Origin of the sequence: Cellulosimicrobium sp. 22598, assembly GCF_052044445.1 — a bacterium.
Lineage (GTDB): Bacteria > Actinomycetota > Actinomycetes > Actinomycetales > Cellulomonadaceae > Cellulosimicrobium > Cellulosimicrobium cellulans_G.
This window is the reverse complement of record NZ_JBQEMZ010000001.1, coordinates 423366-442861: the sequence shown is the minus strand read 5'-3', so window position 1 is coordinate 442861 and position 19496 is coordinate 423366. Positions and strand designations below refer to the sequence as shown.

General features: G+C 74.7%; 22 protein-coding genes and 7 tRNA genes. 17 read left to right on the top strand and 12 right to left on the bottom strand.

Translation table 11 applies throughout. The annotated features are described in order from the left end of the window. Nucleotides 1-22 precede the first annotated feature (22 nt). Nucleotides 23-238 (top strand): hypothetical protein, encoded by a 216-nt coding sequence (locus tag ACTJIY_RS02075; RefSeq protein ID WP_087471935.1) that lies wholly within the window; start codon nt 23-25, stop codon nt 236-238. Nucleotides 239-306: 68 nt separating this feature from the next. Here the strand turns inward: ACTJIY_RS02075 and ACTJIY_RS02070 are convergent, their stop codons facing one another. The 9 genes from ACTJIY_RS02070 to ACTJIY_RS02030 form a co-directional block, all read right to left on the bottom strand. Further along, nucleotides 307-624: a hypothetical protein gene (locus ACTJIY_RS02070; RefSeq protein WP_253049208.1), complete on the bottom strand. Its 318-nt coding sequence runs from the start codon at nt 622-624 to the stop codon at nt 307-309. An 87-nt stretch (nt 625-711) separates the two neighbouring features. Beyond that, nucleotides 712-1035: a DUF2277 domain-containing protein gene (locus ACTJIY_RS02065; protein WP_253049210.1), complete on the bottom strand. Its 324-nt coding sequence runs from the start codon at nt 1033-1035 to the stop codon at nt 712-714. A 47-nt stretch (nt 1036-1082) separates the two neighbouring features. Next, entirely contained in the window at nt 1083-1976 is an 894-nt protein-coding gene (locus tag ACTJIY_RS02060; RefSeq protein ID WP_440672980.1) for a hypothetical protein, read from the bottom strand. A gap of 60 nt (nt 1977-2036) precedes the next feature. Beyond that, nucleotides 2037-2108 (bottom strand) — tRNA-Val (locus tag ACTJIY_RS02055). A gap of 19 nt (nt 2109-2127) precedes the next feature. Then, nucleotides 2128-2198: transfer RNA gene (locus ACTJIY_RS02050), tRNA-Cys, on the bottom strand. Nucleotides 2199-2252: 54 nt separating this feature from the next. Further along, nucleotides 2253-2325: transfer RNA gene (locus tag ACTJIY_RS02045), tRNA-Gly, on the bottom strand. Nucleotides 2326-2484: 159 nt separating this feature from the next. Beyond that, nucleotides 2485-2556 (bottom strand) — tRNA-Val (locus tag ACTJIY_RS02040). Nucleotides 2557-2575: 19 nt separating this feature from the next. After that, nucleotides 2576-2646 (bottom strand) — tRNA-Cys (locus ACTJIY_RS02035). Between the two features lie 47 nt (nt 2647-2693). Continuing rightward, a tRNA-Gly gene (locus ACTJIY_RS02030) sits at nt 2694-2766 on the bottom strand. A gap of 175 nt (nt 2767-2941) precedes the next feature. On the opposite strand from ACTJIY_RS02030, the gene ACTJIY_RS02025 reads away from it, so the two are divergent. From ACTJIY_RS02025 to ACTJIY_RS01995, 7 genes are all read left to right on the top strand, one after another. After that, on the top strand, nt 2942-4039 hold the full coding sequence (locus tag ACTJIY_RS02025) for an anthranilate synthase component I family protein (RefSeq protein WP_440672981.1): 1098 nt from the start codon (nt 2942-2944) through the stop codon (nt 4037-4039). Next, the gene (locus tag ACTJIY_RS02020) at nt 4036-4956 is read left to right on the top strand and encodes an aminotransferase class IV (protein ID WP_440672982.1); all 921 of its coding nucleotides are present in this window, start codon (nt 4036-4038) and stop codon (nt 4954-4956) included. The genes ACTJIY_RS02025 and ACTJIY_RS02020 overlap by 4 nt, the downstream gene beginning before the upstream one ends. A 54-nt stretch (nt 4957-5010) precedes the next feature. Continuing rightward, nucleotides 5011-5082 (top strand) — tRNA-Val (locus tag ACTJIY_RS02015). Nucleotides 5083-5198: 116 nt separating this feature from the next. Then, entirely contained in the window at nt 5199-5357 is a 159-nt protein-coding gene (locus tag ACTJIY_RS02010; RefSeq protein WP_440672983.1) for a hypothetical protein, read from the top strand. Between the two features lie 127 nt (nt 5358-5484). Then, nucleotides 5485-6579, top strand: coding sequence for an ABC transporter permease (locus tag ACTJIY_RS02005; RefSeq protein WP_440673204.1), 1095 nt, complete (start codon nt 5485-5487; stop codon nt 6577-6579). Further along, a complete protein-coding gene (locus tag ACTJIY_RS02000) occupies nt 6576-8387 on the top strand; it encodes an ATP-binding cassette domain-containing protein (protein WP_440672984.1) in 1812 nt (603 codons plus the stop codon). The genes ACTJIY_RS02005 and ACTJIY_RS02000 overlap by 4 nt, the downstream gene beginning before the upstream one ends. After that, complete coding sequence (locus tag ACTJIY_RS01995) at nt 8384-9046, top strand: TetR/AcrR family transcriptional regulator (protein WP_440672985.1); 663 nt, start codon at nt 8384-8386, stop codon at nt 9044-9046. Before ACTJIY_RS02000 ends, ACTJIY_RS01995 begins: the two co-directional genes overlap by 4 nt. Before the next feature lie 93 nt (nt 9047-9139). On the opposite strand, the gene ACTJIY_RS01990 is transcribed toward ACTJIY_RS01995, so the two are convergent. From ACTJIY_RS01990 to ACTJIY_RS01980, 3 genes are read right to left on the bottom strand one after another with little or no spacing between them, the layout of a single operon-like run. Further along, on the bottom strand, nt 9140-10228 hold the full coding sequence (locus ACTJIY_RS01990) for a hypothetical protein (RefSeq protein WP_440672986.1): 1089 nt from the start codon (nt 10226-10228) through the stop codon (nt 9140-9142). Next, a complete protein-coding gene (locus ACTJIY_RS01985; RefSeq protein ID WP_440672987.1) occupies nt 10225-10629 on the bottom strand; it encodes a hypothetical protein in 405 nt (134 codons plus the stop codon). The genes ACTJIY_RS01990 and ACTJIY_RS01985 overlap by 4 nt, the downstream gene beginning before the upstream one ends. Further along, nucleotides 10622-11065 carry a hypothetical protein gene (locus ACTJIY_RS01980; RefSeq protein WP_440672988.1) on the bottom strand — a complete coding sequence of 148 codons (444 nt, stop codon included), beginning with the start codon at nt 11063-11065 and terminating at the stop codon, nt 10622-10624. Before ACTJIY_RS01980 ends, ACTJIY_RS01985 begins: the two co-directional genes overlap by 8 nt. Nucleotides 11066-11250: 185 nt before the next feature. Between ACTJIY_RS01980 and ACTJIY_RS01975 the strand changes: the two genes are divergently transcribed. From ACTJIY_RS01975 to ACTJIY_RS01935, 9 genes are all read left to right on the top strand, one after another. Then, a complete protein-coding gene (locus tag ACTJIY_RS01975; protein ID WP_440672989.1) occupies nt 11251-11430 on the top strand; it encodes a hypothetical protein in 180 nt (59 codons plus the stop codon). A 132-nt stretch (nt 11431-11562) separates the two neighbouring features. Further along, on the top strand, nt 11563-13593 hold the full coding sequence (thrS, locus tag ACTJIY_RS01970; protein ID WP_439158452.1) for a threonine--tRNA ligase: 2031 nt from the start codon (nt 11563-11565) through the stop codon (nt 13591-13593). A gap of 87 nt (nt 13594-13680) precedes the next feature. Continuing rightward, nucleotides 13681-14223 carry an HIT family protein gene (locus ACTJIY_RS01965; RefSeq protein ID WP_440697218.1) on the top strand — a complete coding sequence of 181 codons (543 nt, stop codon included), beginning with the start codon at nt 13681-13683 and terminating at the stop codon, nt 14221-14223. Next, nucleotides 14223-14885: a phosphatidylinositol phosphate synthase gene (gene pgsA, locus ACTJIY_RS01960; protein ID WP_253049269.1), complete on the top strand. Its 663-nt coding sequence runs from the start codon at nt 14223-14225 to the stop codon at nt 14883-14885. The genes ACTJIY_RS01965 and pgsA overlap by 1 nt, the downstream gene beginning before the upstream one ends. Next, on the top strand, nt 14885-15859 hold the full coding sequence (locus ACTJIY_RS01955) for a phosphatidylinositol mannoside acyltransferase (protein ID WP_253049271.1): 975 nt from the start codon (nt 14885-14887) through the stop codon (nt 15857-15859). Before pgsA ends, ACTJIY_RS01955 begins: the two co-directional genes overlap by 1 nt. A gap of 2 nt (nt 15860-15861) precedes the next feature. Continuing rightward, nucleotides 15862-17067 (top strand): glycosyltransferase family 4 protein, encoded by a 1206-nt coding sequence (locus tag ACTJIY_RS01950; protein ID WP_353709532.1) that lies wholly within the window; start codon nt 15862-15864, stop codon nt 17065-17067. After that, a complete protein-coding gene (locus ACTJIY_RS01945) occupies nt 17064-17714 on the top strand; it encodes a hypothetical protein (protein WP_253049272.1) in 651 nt (216 codons plus the stop codon). The genes ACTJIY_RS01950 and ACTJIY_RS01945 overlap by 4 nt, the downstream gene beginning before the upstream one ends. A 178-nt stretch (nt 17715-17892) precedes the next feature. Next, the gene (pdxS, locus tag ACTJIY_RS01940; protein ID WP_308202263.1) at nt 17893-18834 is read left to right on the top strand and encodes a pyridoxal 5'-phosphate synthase lyase subunit PdxS; all 942 of its coding nucleotides are present in this window, start codon (nt 17893-17895) and stop codon (nt 18832-18834) included. A 62-nt stretch (nt 18835-18896) separates the two neighbouring features. Next, nucleotides 18897-19460, top strand: coding sequence for an NUDIX hydrolase (locus ACTJIY_RS01935; RefSeq protein WP_440672991.1), 564 nt, complete (start codon nt 18897-18899; stop codon nt 19458-19460). Nucleotides 19461-19496 lie beyond the last annotated feature (36 nt).

Genomic DNA, 19496 nt, shown 5'->3' with positions numbered 1-19496 from the left:
TCGGACCTGGTAGACCCGTGCCATGAGCACCCACGCAGACCACCGCGACGACCTCAACGAGTCGGACGTCGCCTCCGCACGACTGTCCCCGCGCCGCGAGGAGGAGGGGGAGGCCGTGGGCGACGTGCTGACCGGTGGGGACGCGACCAAGGCCCCGCAGTCGCTGTCGGAGAACGAGCGCCGGCCGATCGACGGTGCGTCGTCGGGCACGTCCTGGGACGACCCCGACGAGCTCTGAGCGTCACTGGTGGACCGTAGGTCTAGACAGGCGTGGAAACGTCTTGTCTGCACCCCGGTGCTGCCGGGTCAGTCGACGCGCGGCAGCCGGTCGGCGTCGACCGGGATGAGGCGGGGCATCCCGGCGGGGGCGACCGCGCTGAGCGCGAGGTAGCGGGCCTCCGCCCGATGGAGGCGGATGTGCTCGTCGACGGTCCAGTCCGGGCCGTTCGTGAGCGACATGCCGCACGAGCAGTCGATCGCCACCCGCCCGGCCCCCTCCTCGCGGACCTGCCCGATCGTGACGTGCGCGGACCGCGCGTCCGCCTTCGCGCGGCGCATGCTCGCGCTGACGGGTTCGGGGCGCGTGGCCTCCGGCGACGGGTTCGGGGCGGGTGCGGCACTCACAGGTCCCGAGCCTAGACGGCCTCGTCGCGCTGCCGCGCACGCACGGTCGCCGCGCTCCGACCGTGCGGGCGCCGGACCTGCTCCCGCTCAGTGGGTGTGCGCGATCCCCAGGGCGTGCGCCCGCTCGTGCTCCCGCTCGGCGGCCTCGCGCGCGGCGATGCGCGCCCGGACCTCCTCGCGACGGAGCGGAGGCACGGTCGACGGCGGGTTGCGGCGCTCCGGCAGCTCGCCGAGCAGCCGCGCGACGACGGCCGTGACCTCGTCGACCGCGCGCTCGAACGGCTCCTGGGTCGCGGCGCTGGTCCGCTGGATCCCGGTGACCTTCCGGACGAACTGGCGTGCGGCCGCCTCGATCTCCTCGTCCGTGGCAGGGGGCTCGAGGCCGCGCAGGGTCGTGATGTTCCGGCACATGCCCTCGACGCTACGTGCGAGCGAGGAGCATCACAAGGGCGGCCCCGTCAGGCGAAGCGTGCGGTGACGGCAAGCGTCTCCCCGACGTCGACGCGGACGTCCGCGAGCCGCACGCCCGGGGGCAGGTCGGACACGAGGTCGACCCGGTGCCCCTCCGCCTTGGCGAGCTCGCCGCGCGCGGCCAGGAGCAGCGCCGCGACGACGGGGTTGCGGCTCGACAGCTCGAGGTCCCGGACGGTGAGCACCATGTGCGCGTCGACCTCGGCGGTCCCTGCCGCGCGCACGCTCGCGGAGAGGATGCCCTTGCGGACCCGGGCGAACCCGCGGAGCGTCACGCTGCGAGGCCCCGCGGACTCGAGGTCGACGTCGAGCGACGCCAGCGTGAGGCCGAGGTTCTGGAGCTCCGTCGCCACGAGGCGCCGGGCGGTCTCGACGAGGGCGTCGCGGGGTGCGGCGACGCGGACGTGGCCGCTGAGATGCGCGGCGTCGTCCGGCTCGACGGGCTCGATCCCCAGACCGCCGGCGGTGTCCTCGACCCAGCGGAACCGCAGGCCCTCGGCCTCCGCGACGACGTCGACCGGTACGTCCTCGACGAGGAGGGGGTGCGCGTCGACGCGCACCCGGCGCAGGACCGCGTCCTCGCGCGCCCGCACGTCCTCGACGTCGCGGGTCTCGTGCCCGTCGGTCGAGGCGCGCTCCGCGCCCGGAGCGGTTCCCTGGCCTCCGACGCGCACGCGGACCCCTGTCAGGTCGACGTCGAGCCGGGAGACGTCGGGGCCGTCGAGCTCGGCGTCGAGGCGGGCCCGGTCGGCACCCTCGACGGTCGGCCCGAGCAGGTCGAGCAGGGCGGGGCGCAGCCGGGCGCGGAGGTCGACGGAGGTCGTGGGTCGCGGGGCGGCGCCGAACGGCAGCACGTCGTGGGCGGGGCTCAGGTCGGGCATGGGCCGAGGGTAGTGGACGACGAAGGCCGCCCCGGGGAACCGGGGCGGCCTTCGAGCCGGTGGGCGATACTGGGATCGAACCAGTGACCTCTTCCGTGTCAGGGAAGCGCGCTACCGCTGCGCCAATCGCCCGGGGTGCTGCACTGCTGCGAGGTGGAGATGGGATTCGAACCCACGTATACGGCTTTGCAGGCCGCTGCCTCGCCTCTCGGCCACTCCACCTTGAGACGCGTCCTCTCACGCTCCCGGAGGAGCAGGCCAGAGAGTGGGCCTCCGAGCGGATGACGGGACTCGAACCCGCGACCCTCACCTTGGCAAGGTGATGCTCTACCAACTGAGCCACATCCGCGCGCCCGGTCCTGCGAGAGCTCTCGCGAGCCCTCCGGTGTTCCGGCGCGAAGCACATACTAGCCGACTTCCGACCTGAACCGTGCATCCGGTCCGGGAGGCGGTCGGCACGCGAGAGGCCGCTCCGGACGGTGCCGGGGCGGCCTCTCGCAGGTGCTCGTGGGCGATACTGGGATCGAACCAGTGACCTCTTCCGTGTCAGGGAAGCGCGCTACCGCTGCGCCAATCGCCCAAAGGGTGGTGCTGTTGCGAGGTGGAGATGGGATTCGAACCCACGTATACGGCTTTGCAGGCCGCTGCCTCGCCTCTCGGCCACTCCACCGCGACCTGCCCTCCGCCGCCGCGAGGCGGACGGAGAGTGGGCCTCCGAGCGGATGACGGGACTCGAACCCGCGACCCTCACCTTGGCAAGGTGATGCTCTACCAACTGAGCCACATCCGCGCGGCCGGTCCCTGGAAGGTGGCGAGGAATCGGTTCCTGCTGCCCTCCGGCGTTCCGGCGCGTCCCAGACATTAGTCCACGTTCGCGCCCGGCGTCCAACCGGCGCCGTCCCGTGCGCGTCGAGGTCGTCCGGGCGCCGGGCGAGCGGCGCGCTGGCGGTCGGTAGCGTGGTCCCGTGCCAGGACCTGGGAGAACGTCGTCGAGGCCGGGGCTCGCCCTCTTCGCGGACCGCGCCGCCACCGGCGCCGTGGAGGTCGTCGACCTGTGGCGCGAGCCGGAGCGGCTCGCCGACGACGGGCCGTGGTTCGTCGTGGCGGACTTCGACGCGCCGGCCCGCGGCGGGCGGGCGCGCGCGTGGCGGTTCGCCGAGCGCGTCGACCCGGCCGCGCTCTCCCGGGAGGGCGGGGGCGCGTGGCGCGGACCCGCGCCGTCGGGCTGGACGAGCTCGATGGACCGGGCCGCGTACGAGGCCGCGGTCGCCCGGGTGCGCGACGAGGTCCGCGAGGGCGAGGTCTACCAGGCCAACGTCTGCCGGGTGCTGTCCGCCCCGCTCGTCGGCCCGGACGCGGGCGAGCCGGACGCCCTGGCCCTCGGCCGGCGTCTGGCCCGGGGGAACCCGGCGCCGTACGGGGGCGTCCTGCACGTCCCGGCCGGCTCCGGCGTCGACCCGGCGTGGGTCGTGACGGCGTCGCCCGAGCTCTTCCTCCGCGTCGCGGGCGGGACGGTCACCTCCGGCCCCATCAAGGGGACGGCGCCCGCCCCGGACGGGCTCACCGCCAAGGACCGGGCCGAGAACGTCATGATCACCGACCTCGTGCGCAACGACCTCCAGCGCGTGTGCGACCCGGGGACCGTCGAGGTCACGGACCTGCTCGCGGTCGAACCCCACCCGGGCCTGGTGCACCTCGTGAGCACGGTCACCGGCCGCCTGCGTCCCGGGCTGCGCTCCGGCCCGTCGCTGTGGCCGGCGCTGCTCGACGCCACGTTCCCGCCCGCGTCCGTGTCCGGCGCCCCGAAGTCGTCGGCGCTCCGGATCATCGACGCGCTCGAGCCCGTTCCGCGCGGCCCGTACTGCGGCGCGGTCGGCTGGGTCGACGGCGACGAGGCGGTGCTCGCGGTCGGGATCCGGACCTTCTGGTGGGCCGACGGCGTGCTCCGGTTCGGCACGGGGGCCGGGATCACGTGGGGGAGCGACCCGGCGCGGGAGTGGGAGGAGACCGAGCTCAAGGCGCGGCGCCTCGTCGGCCTCGCCTCCGGCACACTGGACCCATGAGCTCCGCTGCCGCCACGACGCCGACGTCCGACCGCCCGTCCGAGAACCTCGTGATCTGGGCCGACGGACGTCTCGTCCGCCCGGGCGAGGAGGCGCTGAGCGCCGTGGACCACGGCCTGACGGTCGGGGACGGCGTGTTCGAGACGTGCGCCGTGTTCGAGGGGCGGGCCTTCGCGCTCACCCGCCACCTGCGCCGGCTCGCGCGGTCCGCCGCGGGTCTGGGCCTCGACGCGCCGGACGAGCAGCGCGTGCTGGACGGCGTGGCGGCCGTCCTCGCCGAGGCCGACGCCCGGACGCGCGCGGGGGCGGGTGACGTCGGCCGCCTGCGCATCACCGTGACCGCGGGCGTCGGCCCGCTCGGGTCCGGCCGGACTCCCGGCGCGCAGACGGTCGTCGTCGCCGCGGGACCCGCGACCCTCAGCCCCACCGGGCGAGCCGTGCGCTCGCCGTGGACGCGCAACGAGCGGTCGGCCGTCGCCGGGCTCAAGACGACGTCGTACGCCGAGAACGTCGTCGCGCTCGCCGACGCCGTCGCGCGGGGCGGAGACGAGGCGCTCCTCGCCAACACCGCGGGCGACCTGTGCGAGGGCACGGGCGCGAACGTGTTCGTCGAGCGCGGGGGCGAGCTCGTCACGCCGCTCCTGGCGTCGGGGTGCCTCGCCGGTATCACGCGCGAGCTGCTGCTCGAGTGGGCCGCGGAGGACGGGCTGCCCGTGCGCGAGGCCCGCCCCGGAGAGCTGCCGTTCGCGGTGCTCGACGAGGTGACCGCGGGGGACGCCGCGCTGCTCCTCACCGGCTCGGTCCGCAACGTCCAGCCCGTGACCTGGCTCGACGGCGTCGACGTGGCGGCCGGGGAGCTGTCGCTCGCCGCGCGCGAGCTCTTCGAGCGGCGCCGTCGCGACCGTCTCGACCCCTGATCCGGGCCGGTTTTTCGATCCGGTCCGTTTCAGGCTAGTATCGACCACGCACTCGGGCGATTGGCGCAGTGGTAGCGCGCTTCGTTCACACCGAAGAGGTCACTGGTTCGAACCCAGTATCGCCCACCGAGATCGAGGCCCGGAACCGCATGGTTCCGGGCCTTTGTCGTGTCGGGGACGCGCGTCTGGGCGGCCGGTGGACGTCCCGGCACGGTTGCTGGGGACACCTGGTCGTCCCGCCGTTGTGGGTCGCGTACGACGCCAACATCAGCATCCTCCTGCGCACGCGCGACGCCGTGGGGGCGCGTCTCGCCGCGCCGAGCACACCGCACCACCGGCGGACCCTCGCCGTCGGCGACGCGGGCAGCCTCGTGCTGGAGCGCCTGGCGGGCCTCGCCTGACGGGCGGGCAGGCCGGTCGTCGGCCGTTGACCTCGCGCGAGTCCGGTTCTAGCGTGGAGTTCAACAGTCGTTGAATTCCGTCCCAGGACTCTGGGCGGTCGCCCCTGGGGAGGTCGCCGTGCGCGCCATGGTCGTCAAGGAGTTCCGCGAGCTGCGCCGGGACCGGCGCACGGTCGCGATGCTCGTCGGGATGCCGCTGCTCCTGCTCGTCGTGTTCGGGTTCGCGGCGAACTTCACGGTCGAGACGCTGACCGTCACGGCCGTGGGCCCGGGCGCGGAGCAGGCGGTCGCCGCGATCGAGGCGAACCCGGCCGCCGCGGACGCGCTCGACGTCGTGAGCGTCGACCCCGCGGGGACCGACGCCGACGCCCGCGCCGCGCTGCGCGACGACCGCAGCGACGTCGCGGTCGTCGCGCCCGCACCGGGGGACGACCGCCCGACCGTCTACGTCGACGGGTCCAACCTCTTCGCCGCGCAGTCGGCGAAGGTGCTCGTCGCGTCCCTCGGCGACGCCGTGGACTCGGAGATCCTCTTCAACCCCGACCGCGACACCTCGTGGGTGATGGTGCCCGCGCTGATCGGCCTCATCCTCACGTTCATCGGGACGATCATCACGTCGATCGGGCTCGTCAAGGAGCGCGAGGCGGGGACGTTCGAGCAGCTCGCGGTGATGCCGCTCGGCCCCGCCGCGGTGATCCTCGGCAAGATCACGCCCTACTTCCTGCTCGCCTGCCTCGACATGGTCGCGGTGACGCTGCTCGGCATGTGGATCTTCGACGTGCCGTTCGCCGGACCGGTGGCCCCGTTCGTGGTGGGAGCCGCGCTGTTCCTCTTCGTCGTGCTCGGCATCGGCGCGCTCATCTCCACCGTGTCGCAGACCACCGGGCAGGCGGTGCAGGTCGCGCTCATGACGATGCTCCCGCAGGTGCTGCTCTCGGGCATGATCTTCCCGCTCGACGCGATGGCGGCCGGGGTGCGCTGGATCGGGTACCTCCTGCCCCTCACGTGGTTCACCGAGGTCTCGCAGGGCGTGATGGTCCGCGGGGCGTCGTGGTCCGCGCTGTGGCTGCCGCTCGCGGTGCTCGCGGTGATGGCCGTGGTCGTGTTCGGGATGGCCGTCCTGCGGCTCTCGCGCGAGCTCTCGCCCGCACGGGAGCACCGCCGACGCCGCGCCGACGCGCCCGCGGCCGTCGCACCCACGACGAGCGGAGCGGTCCGGTGACCTGGGGCGCACGCGGTCTCGACGTCACCTTCCGCCCCGGGCGCGGGCACGTGGTCCGCGCCCTCGCGGGCGTGGACCTCGACCTCCCGCGCGGACAGGTCACCTCGGTCGTGGGCGGCGACGGCGCCGGCAAGACCACGCTGGTGCGCGCGCTGCTCGGGCAGGTGCCGGTCGCCGGCGGCACCGTGGACGTCCCGGCGCGCGAACGGGTCGGCTACCAGCCGTCGTCGAGCGGCGTGTGGCCCGGGCTGACCGTGGCGGAGAACGTCGAGCTCGTCGGCGACGCGTACCGCATGCCGGCCGCGCGCCGGGACCGGCGCGCGGACGAGCTGCTCGAGCGCGCGGGGCTCGCCGAGGCGCGGGACCGGCTCGGGTCGCAGCTCTCCGGGGGGATGCGGCAGAAGCTCGGCGTGTGTCTCGCGATGCTGCACGAGCCGGAGGTCCTGCTCCTCGACGAGCCGAGCACCGGCGTCGACCCGGTGAGCCGCGTCGAGCTGTGGCGGCTCGTGGCCGAGTCGGCGGCGTCCGGCGCAGCCGTCCTCGTCACGACGACCTACCTCGACGAGGCCGAGCGGGCGGCCGACGTCGTCGTCCTCGACGCGGGCACGGTCCTCGCCGCGGGGACGCCCGACGACGTGCGCGCCGCCGCCCCCGGCCGGATCACCGTCGCGTCCGTCGCGCCCGCGGGCGCGGCCGACCGGTCGTGGCGACGCGGCCGGACCGTCCGCACCTGGTGGCCCGACGGCTCGTCCTCGCCGACCGGGGGTCCCGTGGACGCCGACCTGGAGGATGCCGTCGTGGCCCTCACGCTCGGTCGCGGCGCGCACGGCACGGCCGGCGCGGAAGAGGCGCACGGCACGGACGACGCCGCCCGCGACGCGGTGGGCCCGGCGCCGCACGGCCCGGGCTGGCTCGCCGCCGGGGCGGACGCTCCCCTCGTGCGGGTCGACGGCGCCGAGCGGCGGTTCGGGGACGTCGCGGCCGTCGACGACGTCTCGCTCGTCGTGCGCCCCGGCGAGGTGGTGGGCCTGCTCGGCGCGAACGGCGCGGGCAAGACGACGCTCCTGCGCATGGTCCTCGGCCTCGACCGGCTCGACGGCGGGCGGGTCGAGGTCCTCGGCGCACCGCCGGACCGCGCGGGCCGCCGGGCGGTCGGCTACGTCCCGCAGGGCCTCGGGCTCTCCGGCGAGCTGAGCGTCGAGGAGAACGTCGAGTTCGTGGCGGCGGTGTACGGGGTGCGGGACGTGCCGACGCTGCCGCCGGCGCTCGCGGCCGTCCGCCGTCGGCCCGTGGTGGAGATCGGGCTGGGGCGCCGGCGCCAGCTCGCGTTCCACTGCGCCCTGCTGCACGCGCCACGCCTGCTGGTCCTCGACGAGCCGACGTCCGGCGTCGACCCGCTCGCGCGGGCGCGCGCGTGGGACGCGATCCACGCGCAGGCGGACGCGGGCGTCGGGGTCCTGGTGACGACGCACTACCTCCAGGAGGCCGAGCAGTGCGACCGCCTGCACGTCCTCTCGCGCGGACGCTCCGTGGCGTCGGGGACCGTCGTCGACGTCGTCGGTGGGCGCGAGGCGGTCGGCGTGCGGTCCCGGGAGTGGCAGGCGGCGTTCGCGGCGCTCGACGCCGCGGGCCTGCCCGTCATGCTCGACGGCCGGGCCGCGCGCGTCGCGGGGACGACGCTCGCGACGGTCCGGGACGCGCTCGCCGCGGCGGGCGTGGTCGCGACCTGCGACGTCGTCCCGGCGACGCTCGAGGAGACCATGGTGCTCGTGGACCGCGCGGCCACGACCCGGGCGGGAGCGGCGTGACGGGCCGGCGGGGGCGGCGCCCGGGCAGGTCCGACACGCGGTCCGACGTCCTGTCCGCCGCGCGGGACGCGTTCGCGGAGCACGGCTACGACCGTGCGACCGTCCGCGACATCGCGGCCCGGGCGGGCGTGGACGCCGCCATGGTGCACCACTGGTTCGGGACGAAGGAGAAGCTCTTCCAGGCAGCCGTCGACGTGCCCTTCGACCCGCAGGAGCTCCTGCTCGACGGTGCGCCCGAGGACACGGCGCGACTGGGGGAGCACGTCGTGCGCACGCTGCTGCGCGCCTGGGACTCCCCGCGCGGCCGGGTCGCCCTCGCGCTCCTGCGCTCGGCCACGAGCTCCGAGCGGGCGGCGCGCATGCTGCGCGAGTTCGTGCTGGCCCGGGTCGTGCGGCCGACCGTCGCGCGGAGCGAGGCGGACCCGCACCGGGCCGCGTGGCGCGGCGCGCTCATGGCGAGCCAGCTCGCAGGGCTCGTCGTGGCGCGGTACGTGCTCCGGGTCGAGCCGCTCGCGGGGTCTCCCGCGGAGACCGTGGTGCGGGCGGTCGGGCCCACGATCCAGGGCTACCTCACCGGTCCGCTCCCGGGCGTCGTCGCCGAGACCGCTCGTGGCACCGGGAACGTTGAGATTTCAACTGAGAGGCATGTTGCGCCGTAGGTGGTCTGTCTGTAGGTTGAGGCCCGCCGGCCGAGGCTCGGCGCGGGGCCAAGCGCGCAGGGGGAGCTTGGCGTCGAGCCACGGCGGCCCGTCTCAGACGCCCACGAGGACGCGGGTCGTCCCCTCCCGGTTCGTCCGGTCGCGCAGCGCACGACCCAGCCGGCGGAGCGCGTCGTCGTCGGCGAGGAGCCCGGACCAGTCGTCCGGGTCGTCGCTCGGGGCGTCACCCCGGGTCTTGCGGATCGCGGCGACCTGGAGCTGGTAGGCGAGGATCACCTCGCGCGGGCTCCCGGGCACGGCGATCCGGACGTGGTCCACGTCGTCGCGGCGCGAGTGGAGCGCGAGCGTGGTGAGCCCGTCGAAGATCTCGATGGTCCGGTGGTACTCGTCCACCGCGGCGCTCGAGCCGCGCAGGCCGCCGTCGCCCACGACGGCGCGGAGGAACGTGTGGAGGTAGCCGAGGTCGCGTCGGCGCTCGCGCGCGAACGCGGCGGACGACGCGAGCTGGCCCACGATGCCGGCGGTGAGCAGGATCGTGGCGGCGAGCACGAGGTACCGCGTCCGTAGGCCGAGGACCAGGTACGGCTCGGTGCTGCCCGGCTCGTGCTGCACCATCGCCACGAAGCTGACGACGGCCCACACGACGGCGACGACCGCGCCCGCCCCCGCCACGTCCATGCCCCAGCGCAGCCGCAGCGGCCGGTCCGAGCGCGTGCGCAGGCAGGAGACGGCGAAGGTCGCGGTCGCCGTCAGGAACGTCCCGTAGTAGAGCGCCCAGTAGCCCCACATGAGGGGGCGGTCGTGGACCTGCGCGTCGAGGTCGTGGGTGGCCCACGGTCCGCTCGCCGCCGCGAGGGCGACCAGGGCGGTCCCCACGGCGACGGCCGCGAGCGCCACGTGCCGGGTGCGCGGAGCCCGGCCGGTGGTCGCGCTGTAGGCCCACACGCCGACGAAGAGACAGCCGATGACGAGCGCGACGTGCTTGGCGACCTCGTGCGTCCCTCCGGGGGCGTGCTCCTTGAGGAGGTCGGCCACGACCGGCGCCCGCAGCGCGTTCGCGACCGCGACGAAGCCCAGGCCGAGGGGGAGGGCCGCGTCGGCGCGCGTGCGCGCGCGCAGGCCGGTCCACACGGCCGCGGTGGCGAAGAGCGCGACGGCGAGGACGTCGAGGGCGTGGTTCACCGGTACAGCTCCAGGGACGTGAGCCGGGTCCCCGAGCTGCCGTGGGACGCGATCGAGATCATGAGCTCGCTCGCGAGGCGCTCGACGCGCAGCTCGTCGGGGTCGTCGTACCCGTCGCGGCACGCGCCGACGCGGGGGGCGCCCGCCGTGGCGGCCGCGTCGAGGACGTGCACGAGCTCGTGCGCGACGACGTGGTCGCGGTGCGGGCCGGGCAGGGTCTGGCGCGCGTCGACGAGCACGAGGTCGCGCTCGGGGAATGCGAGCCAGAGCCCGCTCACGCCGGGGCCGAGGTCGCCCTCGACGACCTCGAGGGGCCGGCCGCGTACCGCCGCGACCAGACGGCAGGCCTCCTCGAGGCTGCGTGCGCGGTCGAGTCCCGCGGCGCGCAGGAGGTCATCCACGGCCGTCGTCCGACGCGGGCGGTGTCACGGGAGGCAGCTGCTCCAGGCGTCGCACGCGGTCGACGATCTCGATGATCGCCCGGACGTTCTCGGGCGACAGGCCCTGGGCGCGCAGCGCGAACTGCTCGACGCCCTCGTCGGCGAGCGCGGCCCGGAGGCGGTCGTCGGGGTTCTCCTCGGGGTCGACGAGGCTGCCCGTGCTCACGTGGAAGAACGCGGCGATACCCTCGACGACGCGCAGGCTGGGCGAGGTGCGGTGCCCGCCGCGCAGCGCGCTGAGGTACGCCTCGTTGATCGAGTACCCGCGCTCCGTCATCCACTGAGCGGCCTCGCGGTTGGTCACGGGCCGTCCGCTGCGCCCGCGGGCGAAGAGCTCGTTGAGCCGCCGGCGGAAGACCCGCGCCGTCCGCTCGCCGGGTGCCACGTCGTCGTCCATGGCGACGATTGTGACAGGCCGCGGCACGTGGCGGCACGGGCGCGGTGCGGGTGCACGGTGCGGGCGGCCGACGTCGCGGCTCCCGTCGCGGGGCGCCGCGGGCGCGGGTAGCCTTCCGGACGGGCGCGGGACGGTCCGACGCCCGGGCGCGGGACGCGCGCACCACCACCCTCGAGGGAGCCGACATGAGCGAGCAGACACCGAAGGACGAGGGGGGCCTCGGCGACCTTCTCGGCAAGGCGAAGGAGTTCCTCACCGACGACCGGATCGACGACGTGGCGGAGAAGATCAAGTCCGTCGCCCCGGACTCGGTCGACCAGCACATCGACACCCTGGCCGAGAAGGCCAAGGAGGCGAACGACTGACCTGCGGGTCGGTACGATCGAGGGGCGCCGTCCACGACGGCGCCCTTCGTGCTGTCGGGCAGGGCCCGCCGGCCGCAGGACCTCGACCGGGCGCGCGCCGCGCGCCTCCCGCCAGCAGATCGGAGCACGGACGTGTCTGACGTCGTCTCGTCACCCCTCACCATCACCCTCGACGCCGAGGAGACCACGGTGACGACGGGCACGACGGGGACGGACCTGTTCGCCGCTCGTCGCGACGTCGTCGTGATCCGCGTCAACGGCGTCCTCAAGGACCTCGACACGCCGGTCGCCGACGGCGACGTGGTCGAGGGCGTGACCGTCGACTCGCCGGACGGGCTCGCGGTGCTGCGCCACTCGGCGGCGCACGTGCTCGCCCAGGCGGTCCAGCAGGTCAACCCGGACGCGAAGCTGGGCATCGGCCCGCCGATCACGGACGGCTTCTACTACGACTTCGACGTCGAGACGCCGTTCACGCCGGAGGACCTCAAGGCCCTCGACAAGGCGATGTCGCGGATCGTCAAGGAGGGCCAGACCTTCCGCCGCCGCGTCGTGACCGAGGACGAGGCGCGGGCAGAGCTCGCGCACGAGCCGTACAAGCTGGAGCTCATCGGGCTCAAGGGCTCCGGCACCGCGGACGACACCGAGGGCGCGAGCGTCGAGGTCGGTGGCGGCGAGCTGACGATCTACGACAACGTGCGCGGCGCCGGGCGCGAGAGCGAGACGGTGGTCTGGAAGGACCTGTGCCGCGGCCCGCACCTGCCGAGCACGCGCCTGATCGGCAACGGCTACCAGCTCATGCGCTCGGCCGCGGCCTACTGGCGCGGCAGCGAGAAGAACCCGCAGCTCCAGCGCATCTACGGCACGGCGTGGCCGACGAAGGACGAGCTCAAGGCGTACCTCGAGCGGCTCGCGGAGGCGGAGCGGCGCGACCACCGCCGGCTCGGCAACGAGCTCGACCTGTTCTCCTTCCCGGAGGAGATCGGCTCGGGCCTGCCGGTGTTCCACCCCAACGGCGCGACGATCCGCATGGAGATGGAGGAGTACTCGCGCAAGCGGCACGTCGAGGCCGGCTACTCGTTCGTCAGCACGCCGCACATCACCAAGGCGAACCTGTTCCAGACGTCGCGCCACCTCGACTGGTACGCGGACGGGATGTACCCGCCGATGCACCTCGACGAGGAGCTGGACGACGAGGGCAACGTCAAGCGCGCCGGCCAGGACTACTACCTCAAGCCCATGAACTGCCCGATGCACAACCTCGTGTACCGCTCGCGCGGGCGGTCGTACCGCGAGCTGCCGCTGCGCCTGTTCGAGTTCGGCACGGTGTACCGCTACGAGAAGTCGGGCGTCGTGCACGGGCTCACGCGGGCCCGCGGCTTCACGCAGGACGACGCGCACATCTACACGACGCGCGAGCAGATGCGCGACGAGCTGAGCTCGCTCCTGTCGTTCGTGCTCGACCTGCTGCGCGACTACGGGCTCGACGACTTCTACCTGGAGCTGTCGACGCGCGACCCGGAGAAGTCGGTGGGCGACGACGCGACGTGGGAGGAGGCGACCGAGGTCCTGCGCCAGGTCGCCACGGAGTCGGGCCTCGAGCTCGTCGCGGACCCGGGCGGTGCGGCGTTCTACGGCCCGAAGATCTCGGTCCAGGCGAAGGACGCGATCGGCCGCACGTGGCAGCTCTCGACGATCCAGCTCGACTTCTTCGAGCCGGAGCTGTTCGAGCTCGAGTACACGGCGTCCGACGGCACGCGCCAGCGCCCGGTCATGATCCACCGCGCGCTGTTCGGCTCGATCGAGCGGTTCTTCGGCATCCTCGTCGAGCACTACGCGGGCGCGTTCCCGGCGTGGCTCGCGCCCGTCCAGGTCGTCGCCGTCCCGGTCGCGGAGCCGTTCAACGACTACGTGGCCGACGTCGTCGCGCAGCTCCGGGCCCAGGGGATCCGCGCGGAGGTCGACTACTCCGACGACCGCTTCGGCAAGAAGATCCGCAACGCGAGCACGCGCAAGGTGCCGTTCGTCCTCATCGCGGGCGGCGAGGACGCCGAGGCGGGCGCCGTGTCGTTCCGCTACCGCGACGGCCGGCAGGACAACGGCGTGCCCGTCGCCGAGGCGGTCGAGCGCATCGTCGCCGCCGTCCGCGACCGGGTCCAGGTCTGACGGCGCGTGAGCGACGAGCGCACGGGGGCGCCCGGCACAGGCGCGACGGTCGAGACGCCGGACGCCCACCCGCGGTTCGACGACGGCCTGGACCGGCTCTGGACGCCGCACCGCATGGTGTACATCGGCGGGCAGGACAAGCCGGCGGACGACTCCCGCGGGCAGTGCCCGTTCTGTCGCATCCCGGACCGCTCCGACGCGGACGGGCTGATCGTCGCGCGCGGCGAGACCGCGTACGTCGTGCTCAACCTCTACCCGTACAACCCCGGCCACCTCATGGTCGTGCCCTACCGCCACGTGTCGGACTACACGGACCTCACGGAGGCGGAGACGGTCGAGGTCGCGCACCTCACGCAGACCGCGATGCGCGTCGTGCGCGAGGTGTCGGGACCGGACGGGTTCAACCTGGGCATGAACCAGGGCGCCGTCGCCGGGGCCGGCATCGCCGCGCACCTGCACCAGCACGTGGTGCCGCGCTGGGCGGGCGACGCCAACTTCCTGCCGATCGTCGCGCAGACCAAGGCCGTGCCCGAGCTCCTCGGCGACACCCGGGCGCGTCTCGCCGCCGCCTGGCCGGACCTCGCGGGGCCGGGCGGAGCGGGTGGCCCCGCGGACGGGGAGGGTGCCTGATGTTCGGACGCCTGCGCGCGCTCACGACCCGTCTGTTCACGCCGCTCGCCGCGCTCCTGCTCCGCCTGGGCGTGAGCCCGGACGCGGTGACGGTCGCCGGGACCCTCGGCGTCGTCGTCGGCGCCCTCTGGCTCTTCCCGACCGGACACCTCTTCGCCGGGGTGATGGTCGTCATGGTCTGCGCCTTCGCCGACGTGCTCGACGGCGTCATGGCGCGCCGCGCGGGCCGGTCCGGCCCGTGGGGCGCGTTCCTCGACTCGACGCTCGACCGGCTCGCGGACGCGGCCGTGTTCGTCGGCCTCACCCTGTGGTTCGTCCGGGCGGACGACCCGCGCCTGACCCCCGACCTCGCTGCCTGGGGGACCGGCGTCGCGCTCGCGTGCCTCGCGCTCGGCGCGGTCGTGCCCTACGCCCGCGCCCGGGCCGAGAGCGTCGGCATGACGGCGCAGGTCGGGATCGCGGAGCGTGCCGACCGGCTCGTCGCCGCGCTCGTCGCCGCCGGCATCGTGGGCCTGGGCGTCCCGCCCGTCGTGCTCGTCGTCGTCCTCGGGCTGCTCGCGCTCGCGAGCGCGGTCACCGTCGTGCAGCGGGTCGCCACCGTGCGCCGCCAGGCCCTCGCGCTGGTGGCCGCACGCCCCGAGGAGAAGGAGGACGGTCGCTGATGGCCCTCGACGCCGGCAAGGCGTTCACGTTCGCCTGGCGCAACGCGCGCAAGGTCCCCGAACCGGTCCTGCGCGGGCTGTTCACCGCGATCGCCGACGTGACGTGGCTCCTGCGCGGCGGGGGAGTGCGCCAGCTCGAGCGCAACCTCGCGCGCGTGCGCCCCGAGCTCGCGCCGCGGGCCCTGCGCCGGCTCTCGCGCGCCGGGATGCGCTCGTACATGCGCTACTACCGCGAGGCGTTCACGCTGCCCGCCTGGGGCCCCGAGCTCGTCCGGGCCCGGGTGCGGGTGGTCGGGCTCGACAACCTCGCGCCGCACCTCGACGGCGACCGGAGCCCGGTGCTCGCGCTGTCCCACCAGGGCAACTGGGACCTGGCGGGTGCGTACGCGACGCCGAACATCGCGCCCGTGCTCACGGTCGCGGAGCGGCTCGAGCCGGAGGAGCTGTTCGAGGAGTTCCTCGCGTTCCGGAACTCGATCGGCCTCGAGATCCTCGCCCTCGGCGACGGCGACGTCTTCCGCGACCTCGTCCGCGGGGCGAGCAGGCCGGGACGGATCATCCCGCTGCTCGCGGACCGCGACCTCACCCACCGTGGCGTCGAGGTCGACCTGTTCGGCCACCGCGCGCGCGTCGCCGCCGGCCCCGCGGCGCTCGCCGTGACGACCGGCACGCCGCTCGTCCCCGCGGGCATCTACTACGAGCGCCTCCACGGTGCGCGCCGACGCGCCGCGCGGTCGCCCTGGGGCCTCGTCATCCGCTTCTTCCCGCGGGTCGAGGTCGCGCAGGACGTCCCCCGCGCCGAGCGGGTGGCCGCCGCGACCCAGGGCTGGGTCGACGCGCTGAGCGTCGCGATCCGCGAGCACCCCGAGGACTGGCACATGCTCCAGAAGGTGTTCGTCGACGACCTCGACCCCGAGCGGTACGCCCGGACCCGGGTCGCGGCGGGCGAGCAGGACGCGGAGCGCGCCGCATGAGCCTGCGCGTGGGGATCGTGTGCCCCTACTCCTTCGACGCGCCCGGCGGGGTCCAGTTCCACGTCCGCGACCTCGCCGAGGCGCTCATGGCCCAGGGTCACGAGGTCTCCGTCCTCGCTCCCGCGGACGACGACACCCCGGTCCCCGAGTACGTGACGCCCGCCGGAGGCGCGGTCCCGGTCCGGTACAACGGCTCGGTCGCGCGCGTGACGTTCGGGCCGCGCACCGCCGGCCGGGTCCGCCGCTGGCTCGAGGCGGGCCGCTTCGACGTGCTCCACATCCACGAGCCGGTGAACCCCTCGCTGAGCATGGTCGCGCTGTGGATCGCGCAGGGCCCGATCGTCGGGACGTTCCACACCTCCATCGTGCGCTCGCGCGCCCTCCAGGTCGCCTACCCGCTCGTCCGGCAGAGCCTGGAGAAGATCGACGCCCGCATCGCGGTCTCGGAGGACGCGCGCCGCACGCTCGTCGACCACCTCGGCGGGGACGCCGTCGTCATCCCCAACGGGGTGTACGTCGACACGTTCGCGTCCGCGACCGCGAACCCCGCGTGGCAGGGGACGCCCGACGCGCCCACCATCGGGTTCCTCGGACGCCTCGACGAGCCGCGCAAGGGCCTGCCCGTGCTCGCGGCGGCGATCCCGGCGATCCTCGAGAAGGTCCCGGGCGCACGCTTCCTCGTCGCCGGACGCGGGGACGACGGCCGTGAGGCCGCGATCGAGGCGCTGGGGGCGCACGCCGCGTCCGTCGAGTTCCTCGGCGGCGTGAGCGACGAGGACAAGGCGAGCATGCTCGCATCCGTCGACCTGTACATCGCGCCGCAGACCGGCGGGGAGAGCTTCGGCATCGTGCTCGTCGAGGCGATGAGCGCCGGCGCGTGCGTCGTCGCGAGCGACCTCGGCGCGTTCCGCCGCGTGCTCGACGACGGCGCCGCGGGCGCGCTGTTCGCGGTGGGCGACCCGGACGCGCTCGCCGCCGCGGTGCTCGACGTGCTCGCCGACCCGCCGCGGCGCGACGCCTACCGCGCCCGGGCGAGCGAGTTCGTCCGGCGCTTCGACTGGTCCGCCGTGACCGCGCAGGTGCTCGCCGTCTACGAGACGGTGCTCGCGGCGTCCGAGGCGGTCATCCCGGTCCACGAGGACCCGCGTTCGCGCCGGGGCGGTCGCCTCCTGGGCCGGGCGCGCGACGACGAAGGGGCTCGCCCGTGACCTGGTCCGAGATCACCGTCCTCGTCCTCGTGGTCGCCGCGCTCGTGGCGTGGGTCCTGTGGGTCGCCGCGTCTCGGCTCGACCGGCTCCACCGCAAGGTGATGGCCTCGCGCCTGGCGCTCGACGCGCAGCTCGTGCGGCGTGCCTCGGCCGCCGTCGACCTGGCGGCCTCCGGCGAGCTCGACCCGGCCAGCTCGATGCTCGTCGCCGAGGCCGCGCACGCCGTCCTGGACGACGACGACGACACGCGCCGGCTCGCGGACCAGGTGCCCGGCCTGGCGGGCGGCGAGGGACCCCGGCCCCGACGCCTCCTCGGCGGCATGGCCGAGTCCCGCGCCCTCGCCGAGAGCGACCTCACGGCCACGCTGCGCTCGGCCCTCGAGGACGCCGACGACGTCGCCGAGCTCCGGTCGGGTCCCGTCGGCGACGAGCTCCTCGGCACGCTCTCCGCGGCCTGGTACCGCGCGCAGCTCGCGCGGCGGTTCCACAACGAGGCCGTCGCGCAGGCCGAGCGGGTGCGGCGCAAGTGGTGGGTGCGCCTGTTCCACCTCGCCGGGCACGCCCCGATGCCGGCGACCGTCGAGCTCGACGACGCCGCACCCGACGCCCTCGTGCGCCCGGCCGCGTCCGCCACGACGCCGGACTGACCCCGTGCCGGCGGGTGTCAGCGCGCTCCGCGCGAGCCCCGGCGGCCCGGTCGGGTGGACGCCCCGGCGATAGGATGGGAGCGCGTGGGAGCATGTGCCGTCGAGCCTGTTCGACGGCGTCCGCGCGCGTGCGCGCGACGTTCCCCTGACCTGAAGGTGTGAGGTACCGGTGACCAACGTGGCCGACCAGAACGTCCCTGCCGAGAGCGCCCCGGGCGCCGCGACCGCGGAGGGCGCCGGCGCCGTCGGCACCGCCAAGGTCAAGCGCGGGATGGCCGAGATGCTCAAGGGCGGCGTCATCATGGACGTCGTCACGCCCGAGCAGGCGAAGATCGCCGAGGACGCCGGCGCGGTCGCGGTCATGGCCCTCGAGCGCGTCCCCGCGGACATCCGTGCGCAGGGCGGGGTCTCGCGCATGTCCGACCCCGACATGATCGACGGCATCATCGAGGCCGTCTCGATCCCGGTCATGGCGAAGGCCCGCATCGGCCACTTCGTCGAGGCGCAGGTCCTCCAGTCGCTCGGCGTGGACTACGTCGACGAGTCCGAGGTGCTCACGCCCGCCGACTACACCCACCACATCGACAAGTGGCAGTTCACGGTCCCCTTCGTGTGCGGGGCGACGAACCTCGGCGAGGCGCTGCGCCGCATCGCCGAGGGCGCGGCGATGATCCGCTCGAAGGGCGAGGCGGGCACCGGCGACGTCTCCAACGCGACGACGCACATGCGCACCATCCGCGCCGAGATCCGCCGCCTCGCCTCGCTCCCCGAGGACGAGCTGTTCGTCGCGGCGAAGGAGCTCCAGGCGCCGTACGACCTCGTCCAGGAGGTCGCCGCCACGGGCAAGCTGCCCGTCGTCATGTTCACCGCGGGCGGCATCGCGACGCCGGCGGACGCCGCGATGATGATGCAGCTCGGCGCCGAGGGTGTCTTCGTCGGCTCCGGCATCTTCAAGTCCGGCAACCCGGAGCAGCGTGCCGCCGCGATCGTCAAGGCGACGACGTTCTACGACGACCCGGACGTCGTCGCGAAGGTCTCGCGCGGTCTGGGCGAGGCGATGGTCGGCCTCAACGTCGACGAGCCGGCGCGGTCGATCCAGTTCGCCGAGCGCGGCTGGTGACGGAGCGCGCCACGGGCCATCCGTCCGTCGCCGTGCCGGCGACGGACGGCTGACGCGCGCGCATGGCCGAGGCCGCCGGAGCGCCGTCGTCCCTGGGACCCGACTGGGTTCTCGGGGACGACGGGCTCTACTTCCGTCGGGGCGCCCGCGTCCTGCTCCTCGACGACGCCGACCGGATCCTCTTGGCCCGCGGGCACGACGTGGACCAGCCCGAGCGCTCGTGGTGGTTCACCATCGGCGGGGGCGTCGACCCCGGTGAGAGCGACCGCGACGCGGCGCTGCGCGAGGTCCACGAGGAGACCGGGATCCGGCTCGACCCGGACGCGCTCGTGGGTCCGGTCTACACGCGCAGCGCGATCTTCGACTTCTACCGCCGGCACTGCCGCCAGGACGAGGTGCTCTACCTCGCGCGCACGGACGGCGCCACCGCCCGCGGCGAGCTGAGCCGGGACGGGTGGACCGACGTCGAGCACGACGTCGTCGACGAGATGCGCTGGTGGCCGCTCGACGACCTGCGCGGCGTCGAGATCGAGGTGTTCCCCGAGGGCCTGGCCGACCTCGTCGCGCCGCTGCTGCGCGGGTGGGACGGCGTCACGCACCACCTCGGGACCGCTCGCGAGGACTGAGGTCCGGGCCGACGCGGCAGTCCCGCCGCGGCGCGC

Excerpts from the sequence above, each read along its gene's own strand:
- ACTJIY_RS02075 (WP_087471935.1), top strand. The coding sequence starts at position 23 with ATGAGCACCCACGCAGACCACCGCGACGACCTCAACGAGTCGGACGTC.
- ACTJIY_RS02065 (WP_253049210.1), bottom strand. The coding sequence starts at position 1,035 with ATGTGCCGGAACATCACGACCCTGCGCGGCCTCGAGCCCCCTGCCACG.
- ACTJIY_RS02060 (WP_440672980.1), bottom strand. The coding sequence starts at position 1,976 with ATGCCCGACCTGAGCCCCGCCCACGACGTGCTGCCGTTCGGCGCCGCC.
- ACTJIY_RS02020 (WP_440672982.1), top strand. The coding sequence starts at position 4,036 with ATGAGCTCCGCTGCCGCCACGACGCCGACGTCCGACCGCCCGTCCGAG.
- ACTJIY_RS02005 (WP_440673204.1), top strand. The coding sequence starts at position 5,485 with ATGGTCGTCAAGGAGTTCCGCGAGCTGCGCCGGGACCGGCGCACGGTC.
- ACTJIY_RS01980 (WP_440672988.1), bottom strand. The coding sequence starts at position 11,065 with ATGGACGACGACGTGGCACCCGGCGAGCGGACGGCGCGGGTCTTCCGC.
- ACTJIY_RS01975 (WP_440672989.1), top strand. The coding sequence starts at position 11,251 with ATGAGCGAGCAGACACCGAAGGACGAGGGGGGCCTCGGCGACCTTCTC.
- pgsA (WP_253049269.1), top strand. The coding sequence starts at position 14,223 with ATGTTCGGACGCCTGCGCGCGCTCACGACCCGTCTGTTCACGCCGCTC.
- ACTJIY_RS01955 (WP_253049271.1), top strand. The coding sequence starts at position 14,885 with ATGGCCCTCGACGCCGGCAAGGCGTTCACGTTCGCCTGGCGCAACGCG.
- ACTJIY_RS01935 (WP_440672991.1), top strand. The coding sequence starts at position 18,897 with ATGGCCGAGGCCGCCGGAGCGCCGTCGTCCCTGGGACCCGACTGGGTT.